Here is a 7,839-nt window from a genome sequence, read left to right as displayed (position 1 = left end):
GTCCCGGCCTTCGCCGGGACGACACTGAGTTTGTGGCGATAGCATCGCACCCATGACGTTCGTGTGGTTGACCCATTGAACAGCTAGCGGCAGGTTGGCCGCGATCTCTGGCCCCCCGCACCCCATCCCCCATGTTCACCATCGCCAGCCTCTGGATTCCCTTTACCGTCATTGCCGCGCTCGGCCAGGTCGCGCGCAATGCGATGCAGCGATCGCTGACGAAGCCGCTGGGGACCTGGGGCGCAACCAATATCCGCTTCCTGTTCGGCTTTCCGTTCTCGCTGCTGTTTCTCACGGTGGTGCTGGTCGCGACCGGCGATCATCTCGGCATGCCGTCCGGCGTGTTCTGGCCGTGGCTCCTGCTCGGCGCCCTCAGCCAGATCGTCGCGACCGGCCTGATGCTGCTCGCCATGAACGACCGTTCCTTCGTGGTGACGACGGCCTATTTGAAAACCGAGGCGATCCAGACCGCCATCTTCGGCTTCGTCTTCCTCGGCGATCATCTGACATGGCTGAAGGTGCTTGCGATCGTGATCGCGACCATCGGCGTCGTCATCACCGCGCTGCGTCCCGGTGGCGAGAAGAGCTTTGCCGAATTGAAGCCGACCCTCACCGGGCTCGTCGCGGCGGCAGCGTTCGCGTTGTCAGCGGTCGGTTTCCGCGGCGCCATCATCAACGTGCCTGATGTCTCGTTCGTGACGGCGGCATCGTTCACCCTGGTGCTCGGCCTGTTCGTGCAGACGCTGATCCTGACGATCTACCTGCTCTGGCGCGCGCCAAAAGTGCTTCAGGGCATCCTCTCGATGTGGCGACCCTCGATGCTGGCCGGCTTCACCGGCGCCTTCGCCTCGCAGTTCTGGTTCCTTGCCTTTGCGCTGACGGCCGCCGCCAATGTCCGCACGCTCGCCTTGATCGAGGTGCTGTTCGCGCAAGGCGTGGCCTATTACTCGTTCAAGCAGCCGATCGCGGCGCGCGAGGTGATCGGAATCGCGCTGATCGTGGTTGGCGTGGCCGTCCTGGTGGGAGTCTAGTTCCGATCTTCCGGCAGCGTCGGCAGCGGCGACACCTCGATGCCTTCGTCGATCAGCGACTTGGCCTCGTCGGGCGAGGCCTCGCCGTAGATCGGACGGTGCTCCTTGTCGCCGTAATGCATCGCGCGGGCTTCGGTGGCGAATCGCTCACCGACATTGTCGGCGTTCTTCACGATGTGATCGCGCAGCTCTTTGAGCTTGGCACGCAGCTCGCGCTCCTGCGCCATCAACAGCGAGGTCGGTGCGGATTGCGCAGCCTCGGGCGCGGGCGTCGTGGCGGTGGGCTCAGGCGGCGGCGTGGCGCGTCCGCGGCCCTTCTTGCCGACGATGCGCGGCGCCATGATCGCCTTGTCGACCTTCGCCGAGCCGCAGATCGGACATGTCACGAGCTTGCGCTTCACCTGAGAATCGTACGCGGCCGAGCTCTGGAACCAACTCTCGAAGTCATGGCTCCGGTCGCAGCGGAGCGCGTAGCGGATCATGCCGATCCCCGCACCAGGTGCAGATGGTCCGGCCCCGCCTTGGGGTCGGCGACGCCGAAGCGGCGGCCGTGCTGGAGCGAGGGGATCGCGCGGCGCGCGGTCTCGACCTTGGCCGGGTCGATTTTTGCCATGATGATGCCGGGCTCGACGTCGCCTTCGGCGAGGATCTCGCCCCAGGGATCGATGATCAGCGAATGGCCATAGGTCTCGCGCTTGTTCTCATGCAGGCCTGCCTGCGCCGCGGCGAAGATGAAGCACCCGGTCTCGATCGCGCGCGCACGCAACAGCACGTGCCAATGCGCCTCGCCGGTCTTGCGGGTGAAGGCCGAGGGCACCGTGATGAAGTACGCGCCGCTTTCGGCCAGCGCGCGGTAGAGCGCGGGGAAGCGCACGTCATAACAGATCGTCAGGCCGACGCGGCCCCAGGGCAGGTCGGAGATAACGGCCGTCTCGCCCGGCTGGTAATTGGCGGATTCGCGATAGCTCTCGCCGTCCGGCAGCTCGATGTCGAACATGTGGATCTTGTCGTAGCTCGCGAGCACATTGCCCTCGGGCCCGATCAGGAAGGAGCGGTTGACCGCTTTTTCGTCCGAAAAGCGCAGCGCCAGCGAGCCGACATGGATGTGGATCTTCAGTTCGGCCGCGAGCGCCCGGTAGGCCCTCAGCGAGTTGTCGTCGTCTTGGCTCTGAAGGTGCTCGAACAGTGCCTTGCGGTTGAGCTGCATCATGTTGCTGACTTCGGGCGTCTGCACGTAGTCGGCGCCATTGGCCGCAGCCTGGCGGATCAGCCTGGTGGCCTGCGCGAGGCTCGGCTCGGGCATCAGGCCGGTGCGCATCTGCACCATCGCCGCCGTGAAGGTCCTGTTGTCGCTCATGACTCCGCCTTGACGCTTTCGAGCATGGCGTCGAGCTTGCCTTCGCGATCGAGCGCGTAGAGCTCGTCGCAGCCTCCGACATGGGTTCCGCCGATCCAGATCTGCGGGAAGGTCGAGCCCTCGCCGGCGCGATCGTACATCTCCTGGCGCCAGGACGGGTTCTTGGCGATATCGAACTCCGTGAAGGTCGCCTTCTTGCGGGTCAGCAGCGACCTGGCGGCGGAACAATAGCCGCAGCCCGGCCTCGTGTAGATCTCGACAGCAGCGGTCATCTTGTCTGGCGCTCTCATGTCATGAATTCATTGAATTATATGGGACTTCACCGGCTCTCGACAACCCGGGCAAACACCAGCACGTCCACTTGCGCCGCCTTGGCCCGGAGCAGGGCCCGCGCACAGGCATCCAGTGTCGCACCGGACGTCAGGACGTCGTCGATGAGGACAATGCGCCGACCCTGAACCTCCGCCTGACGGTCGGGGGATACCTGGAATGCGCCCTGCACATTGGTGGCGCGCTGGGCCCGCGACAGGCCGATCTGCTGCTCGGTCGCGCGTACCCGGCGCAGCACCTCAGCCTTCGCTTTCACCCCGCTTTGCCGCTCGATGATCCGCGCCAGCGCCCCGGATTGGTTGTAACGGCGGCGCCAGGCCCTTCGCCAATGCAGGGGAACGGGCACCAGCATGTCGGCCTCGGCGAGCAACTCGCCGCCCGCGCGCGCCATCCAGCGGCCCATGGCAGGCGCCAGATCCGTGCGGTCCTGGTATTTCAGCGCATGCACCAGGGTGCGCGCGACGTCGTCATAACGCACCGCAGCGCGCGCACGCTGGTAGGCGGACGGGCTCGCGATCGCCTCCATCGACAGCATGTCGGGGCCCGGATCGTACACAAAAGGAATACCGAGCCGCGGGCAGTAGGGCCGTTCGATGAACGACAGCCGCTCCCAGCACGCCGCGCACACGCCCTCGCCGTCAACCGGCTCGCGGCAGGACACGCATAGCGTCGGCAGCGCGATGTCGAGCGCAAGCCGTGCCGCACGTGACAGCACGTGCCGGCCAGCCGTCCATGCGGCACGCAAGGGGGCGGCGATGGAACGAGAAGGGGCGGCGTCGGATGCCATGGCCGAAAGCTAGCGCCCCACGCACCGGATTGCCAGAACCGTCGCGATCGGCGTAACCAGCGGCATGGCTCAAGATCCGCAAACCCCGCCCGCTTTGTTCGATCGTGCTTTGCTGCATGCGCGACAGCGCCGCGCGCAGGCGCAAGGTGCCGTGAGCTTCCTGCTGCATCGGGTCGCCGAGGACATGTCCGACCGGCTGGCCGCGGTGATGCGGGAGTTTCATACAGCGGTCGATCTCTGGACGCCCGGCGAGGGTCTGGCGGTGCTGCGCGCGCGACTGCCCTCGATCGAGCGCATTGAGCTCGATGCGTCGGGTGCGGAGAAGCTGCCCTTTGCGCCCGAAAGCCTCGACCTCGTGGTCTCGGCGCTGGCGCTGCAATTCGTCAACGATCTGCCGGGGGTACTTGCGCAAATCCGTCGCGCGCTGAGGCCGGACGGGCTGCTGCTGGCGGCGATGATCGGCGGCGACAGCCTGACCGAGCTGCGCCAGGCTTTTGCCGCCGCCGAGGCCGAATGCGAGGGCGGCGTGTCGCCGCGCGTCGCACCGTTTGCCGATCTGCGCGACGTTGGCGCGCTGTTGCAGCGGGCGGGGTTTGCGCTGCCGGTCACCGACGTCGACCGCGTCGTGGTGCGCTACGCCAACGCGTTCGCGCTGATGCAGGATATCAGGCGCATGGGCGCCGCCAATGTGCTGATCGAACGGCGGCGCACGCCGAGCCGGCGATCGACGCTGCTGCGGATGGCGGAAATTTACGCGGAACGCTTTGCCGATGCCGACGGCCGCATCCGTGCGACATTCGATATCATCTGGCTCTCCGGCTGGGCCCCGCATGCGAGCCAGCAGCAGGCGCTCAAGCCCGGCTCAGCGAAGGCGAGTCTGGCGGAGGCGGTGAAGAAGGCGGGGAAAGAGTAATCCTCATGGTGAGGAAGCGCGTCAGCGCCGTCTCGAACCATGCAGGCCCGGCTCTCATCCGCAGCCATCCTTCGAGACGACCGCTGCGCGGTCTCCTCAGGATGAGGTCTGAGCTCACATCAGCAGATCAATCAAATGCGGGATCAGCGGAATGTCCGCGGGCGGCATGGGATAGTCGCGCAGCTTGTTGGCGCGGACCCAGGCCAGGGTCTGGCCTTCGCGTGGCATGACCTGTCCCTCCCAGCGCCGGCAGATGTAGAGCGGCATCAGGAGGTGAAAGGTCTCGTAGCCGTAGCTTGCGAATGTCAGCGGCGCCAGGCAGGGCTCCGCGACGGTGATGCCCAGCTCCTCGTGGAGTTCGCGGATCAGGCTCTGCTCCGGCCGCTCGCCGGGCTCACACTTGCCGCCGGGAAATTCCCAGAGGCCGGCCAGCGTCTTGCCCTCGGGGCGCTGCGCGATCAGGACGCGGTTGTCGGCGTCGACCAGCGCGCAGGCCACCACCAGCGTCAGTTTGAGATCAGCCATGCCTGGAATGTCGCTCGCTGAAGGTCATTCGCAACAGTTCCTTAACCCTGTTAAGGCCCGTATTTCCGAGGTCTCCATAAGTCATATTTAATCCACGGTTCCTAGAGTGGAAACGCCGAAATCAATCCGGGCCAGATCCATGCGCGCTGAGTGTCGTACCATCTTCCGCCGGTTCCTCCGCGACCGGCGCGGCAATGTGGCGGTGATCTTCGCAATCTGCTGCGTGCCTCTGATCACGTTCGTCGGCAGTGCGATCGACTACTCCCGCGCGACGCAGGTCCGGGCGAAACTTCAGGGCGCGGCCGACGCGGCCAGCGTCGGTGCCATCGCCAAAGCCTCGCCGGGGTTTGCCGCCGCGGGCTCGATGACCACGGACGGCTCGATCGCGGTCGGCGTCACCGACGCCCAGAAAATCTTCGATGCCAATCGCGCCAACCTGACCGGCTATACGCTCAACAGCGTCACCCAGACCGTCGTCAAGACCGGCTCGACCATCAACTCGACCGTCTCGTTCACCGCCTCCATCAACACCATGTTTCTCGGTTTGATGGGCAAGACCACGCTGACCATGAGCGGCACGTCGGCGTCGACGGTCAATATGCCGCTCTATGTCGACTTCTATCTCCTGCTGGACAATTCTCCGTCGATGGGTGTCGCAGCGACGCCGACCGACATCACGAATTTGCAGGCGAAGACGGGTGGATGTGCATTTGCCTGTCACGACACCACCAAGGCTGCCGGCACAAGCAACTACGACATCGCCAAAGCAAATGGCATCACGACCCGAATTGACGTGGTGCGCCAGGCGAGCGCGAACTTGATGGACACGGCCCAGAGCACGCAGACCTACGCGAACCAGTTCAGAATGGCGATCTACGATTTCGGCGCTTCGTCGGCGACGATCGGATTGAGAAATCTGTTCGCGCTCTCGTCGAGCCTGACCTCCGCCAAGACGGCGGCGGGAAACATCGACCTGATGGCGGTTGCCGGTCAGAATGACGTGTACACTATCGACAAGGATACTCCCCTCACCACTATTTTTCCCGCAATCAATAGCGCAATCGCCTCGCCTGGCGCAGGTACGTCCGCGTCACCGCTGAAATATCTGTTTTTTGTATCCGATGGGGTCGCTGACGAAGCCAACTCGGGCACGACGATGTGTAGTGTCTCGTCTTCTTCGTATCCTCTCGCGTCATCGAACCGCTGTCAGTCGCCGATCAATCCGGCGCTCTGCACGACCATCAAGAACCGGGGCATCAAGATCGCGGTGCTGTACACGACATACCAACCGCCTACTGACGGCTGGTACAACACATGGATATCGCCCTTTAATTCCGGGCCGTGGGGGCCGTCTCCGAACAGCAAGATCGCGCAGAACATGGAGAGCTGCGCTTCGCCGGGATTCTATTTCGAGGTTAGCCCCACCCAGGGCATTTCGGCCGCGATGAACGCGCTGTTCAAGAAGGCGGTCGCCGACGCGCGGATTGCAGGGTGAGGCAGCCGTAGACTCTACGACCTGTAATCCCCGTTGATCGCGACATACTCCTTGGTGAGGTCGCAGGTCAGCACGCGATCGCGGCCCTTGCCGAGGCCGAGCGAGACTTTGATCGCGATCTCCGGCGCCTTCATGGCTTCCGACACCTGCGCCTCGTCATAGGACGGATCGCGCGCGCCGTTCTTGGCGACGCGGATGCCGTTGAAGGAGATCGAGAGCTTGTCGCGGTCGGCCGGCTCGCCGGCCTTTCCGACCGCCATCACCACGCGGCCCCAATTGGCGTCCTCGCCGGCGATAGCGGTCTTTACCAGCGGCGAGTTCGCGATCGACATCGCGATCTTGCGCGCCGAGGCCTTGGTCTTGGCGCCCTCGACGGTGATCTCGACCAGCTTGCGCGCGCCTTCGCCGTCGCGGGCCACCTGCTCGGAAAGATTGGCGAGCACCTGGTTGAAGGCCTTGACGAAGGCTTTCAGGCGCGGGTCGCTGGCCCGGCTGATCTTCGGCGCGCCGTGTTCTGCAGCAGCACCGGTGGCAAAGGCCAGCAGCGTGTCCGAGGTCGAGGTGTCGCCGTCGATCGTGACCGCATTGAACGTGTCTTCGACGCCACTCTTGAGCAGCGCCTGCAGCGCGGCAGGCGCGATCGGTGCGTCGGTGAAGATGAAGGACAGCATCGTCGCCATATCGGGCGCGATCATGCCGGCGCCCTTGGCCATGCCGTTGATCGTGACCTTGGCCTTGCCGAGCTTCACGGTCGCTGTCGCGACCTTCGGGAAGGTGTCGGTGGTCATGATCGCCTTGGCGGCGGCGAGATAATCGCCGGCCTCGGCGGTCTCCGCGAGCCGACCAAGCACGCCGTCGAACTTGGTCGCGTCCAGGGGCTCGCCGATCACGCCGGTCGAGGCCAGGAAGATTTCTCCCTCGGTGCAGCCCACGGCCTTGGCCGCGATCCTGGCGGTCAGTGCGGTGGAGCTGCGACCGGTCTTGCCGGTAAAGGCATTGGCGTTGCCGGAATTGACCACCAGCGCGCGCGCCTTGCCGCCCTTGAGCTTGGCGCGGCACCATTCCACCGGCGCGGAGGGGCATTTCGACTTGGTGAAGACGCCTGCGACCGCGGTGCCCTTGTCCATCACCGCGAGCAGCACGTCGGTGCGGTTCTTGTAGCGGATGCCGGCCTCGGCCGTCGCGAGACGGACCCCCGCGATCACGGGCATGTTCGGAACATTCTTCGGGGCGAGGGGAGAGACGGAGGAGGACATCGCGGGCGCCTTGATGGGATCTGGATATGCAGATGCCCGGCGCGGGGGCCGGGCATCACAAAGGCTTAGATACTCTTCACGTCACTGAAGTGACAGCGAATTCTTACTTCTTCGCGGGCGGAGCCATCTTGCTGTCGGACGGCTT

Annotated in this window: 9 protein-coding genes; 3 read left to right on the top strand and 6 right to left on the bottom strand. The window is 64.9% G+C overall.

Annotated features, from left to right (window positions below):
- The first annotated feature begins 131 nt into the window (after positions 1-131).
- Positions 132-1,031: an EamA family transporter gene (locus IVB47_RS22750; RefSeq protein WP_247464463.1), complete on the top strand. Its 900-nt coding sequence runs from the start codon at positions 132-134 to the stop codon at positions 1,029-1,031.
- Here IVB47_RS22750 and IVB47_RS22745 read toward each other — a convergent pair.
- From IVB47_RS22745 to IVB47_RS22730, 4 genes are read right to left on the bottom strand one after another with little or no spacing between them, the layout of a single operon-like run.
- Positions 1,028-1,513 (bottom strand): DUF1178 family protein, encoded by a 486-nt coding sequence (locus IVB47_RS22745; RefSeq protein ID WP_247464461.1) that lies wholly within the window; start codon positions 1,511-1,513, stop codon positions 1,028-1,030. The genes IVB47_RS22750 and IVB47_RS22745 overlap by 4 nt on opposite strands.
- Entirely contained in the window at positions 1,510-2,388 is an 879-nt protein-coding gene (locus IVB47_RS22740; protein WP_247363092.1) for a carbon-nitrogen hydrolase family protein, read from the bottom strand. The genes IVB47_RS22745 and IVB47_RS22740 overlap by 4 nt, the downstream gene beginning before the upstream one ends.
- Complete coding sequence (grxC, locus tag IVB47_RS22735; protein ID WP_247284080.1) at positions 2,385-2,660, bottom strand: glutaredoxin 3; 276 nt, start codon at positions 2,658-2,660, stop codon at positions 2,385-2,387. The genes IVB47_RS22740 and grxC overlap by 4 nt, the downstream gene beginning before the upstream one ends.
- 47 nt (positions 2,661-2,707) lie before the next feature.
- Positions 2,708-3,505 carry a ComF family protein gene (locus IVB47_RS22730; RefSeq protein WP_247464458.1) on the bottom strand — a complete coding sequence of 266 codons (798 nt, stop codon included), beginning with the start codon at positions 3,503-3,505 and terminating at the stop codon, positions 2,708-2,710.
- A gap of 64 nt (positions 3,506-3,569) precedes the next feature.
- Between IVB47_RS22730 and IVB47_RS22725 the strand changes: the two genes are divergently transcribed.
- Positions 3,570-4,418: a methyltransferase domain-containing protein gene (locus IVB47_RS22725; protein ID WP_247464455.1), complete on the top strand. Its 849-nt coding sequence runs from the start codon at positions 3,570-3,572 to the stop codon at positions 4,416-4,418.
- 114 nt (positions 4,419-4,532) lie between these two features.
- Here the strand turns inward: IVB47_RS22725 and mutT are convergent, their stop codons facing one another.
- Positions 4,533-4,943, bottom strand: a complete 411-nt coding sequence (gene mutT / locus IVB47_RS22720) for an 8-oxo-dGTP diphosphatase MutT (RefSeq protein WP_027568000.1) — start codon at positions 4,941-4,943, stop codon at positions 4,533-4,535.
- A 139-nt stretch (positions 4,944-5,082) separates the two neighbouring features.
- Between mutT and IVB47_RS22715 the strand changes: the two genes are divergently transcribed.
- Complete coding sequence (locus IVB47_RS22715) at positions 5,083-6,438, top strand: TadE/TadG family type IV pilus assembly protein (protein ID WP_027567999.1); 1,356 nt, start codon at positions 5,083-5,085, stop codon at positions 6,436-6,438.
- Positions 6,439-6,452: 14 nt separating this feature from the next.
- On the opposite strand, the gene argJ is transcribed toward IVB47_RS22715, so the two are convergent.
- Positions 6,453-7,694 (bottom strand): bifunctional glutamate N-acetyltransferase/amino-acid acetyltransferase ArgJ, encoded by a 1,242-nt coding sequence (gene argJ, locus IVB47_RS22710; RefSeq protein WP_247464453.1) that lies wholly within the window; start codon positions 7,692-7,694, stop codon positions 6,453-6,455.
- Between the last annotated feature and the right edge of the window lie 145 nt (positions 7,695-7,839).

Source organism: Bradyrhizobium sp. 62, from assembly GCF_023073035.1.
GTDB lineage: Bacteria > Pseudomonadota > Alphaproteobacteria > Rhizobiales > Xanthobacteraceae > Bradyrhizobium.
This window is presented reverse-complemented; position numbering and strand designations above follow the sequence as displayed.

What these genes read in the sequence shown, in the direction of transcription:
- IVB47_RS22725 (WP_247464455.1), top strand. Translation starts at nt 3,570, where the DNA reads ATGGCTCAAGATCCGCAAACCCCGCCCGCTTTGTTCGATCGTGCTTTG.
- IVB47_RS22745 (WP_247464461.1), bottom strand. Translation starts at nt 1,513, where the DNA reads ATGATCCGCTACGCGCTCCGCTGCGACCGGAGCCATGACTTCGAGAGT.
- IVB47_RS22750 (WP_247464463.1), top strand. Translation starts at nt 132, where the DNA reads ATGTTCACCATCGCCAGCCTCTGGATTCCCTTTACCGTCATTGCCGCG.
- IVB47_RS22740 (WP_247363092.1), bottom strand. Translation starts at nt 2,388, where the DNA reads ATGAGCGACAACAGGACCTTCACGGCGGCGATGGTGCAGATGCGCACC.
- grxC (WP_247284080.1), bottom strand. Translation starts at nt 2,660, where the DNA reads ATGACCGCTGCTGTCGAGATCTACACGAGGCCGGGCTGCGGCTATTGT.
- mutT (WP_027568000.1), bottom strand. Translation starts at nt 4,943, where the DNA reads ATGGCTGATCTCAAACTGACGCTGGTGGTGGCCTGCGCGCTGGTCGAC.
- IVB47_RS22730 (WP_247464458.1), bottom strand. Translation starts at nt 3,505, where the DNA reads ATGGCATCCGACGCCGCCCCTTCTCGTTCCATCGCCGCCCCCTTGCGT.
- IVB47_RS22715 (WP_027567999.1), top strand. Translation starts at nt 5,083, where the DNA reads ATGCGCGCTGAGTGTCGTACCATCTTCCGCCGGTTCCTCCGCGACCGG.
- argJ (WP_247464453.1), bottom strand. Translation starts at nt 7,694, where the DNA reads ATGTCCTCCTCCGTCTCTCCCCTCGCCCCGAAGAATGTTCCGAACATG.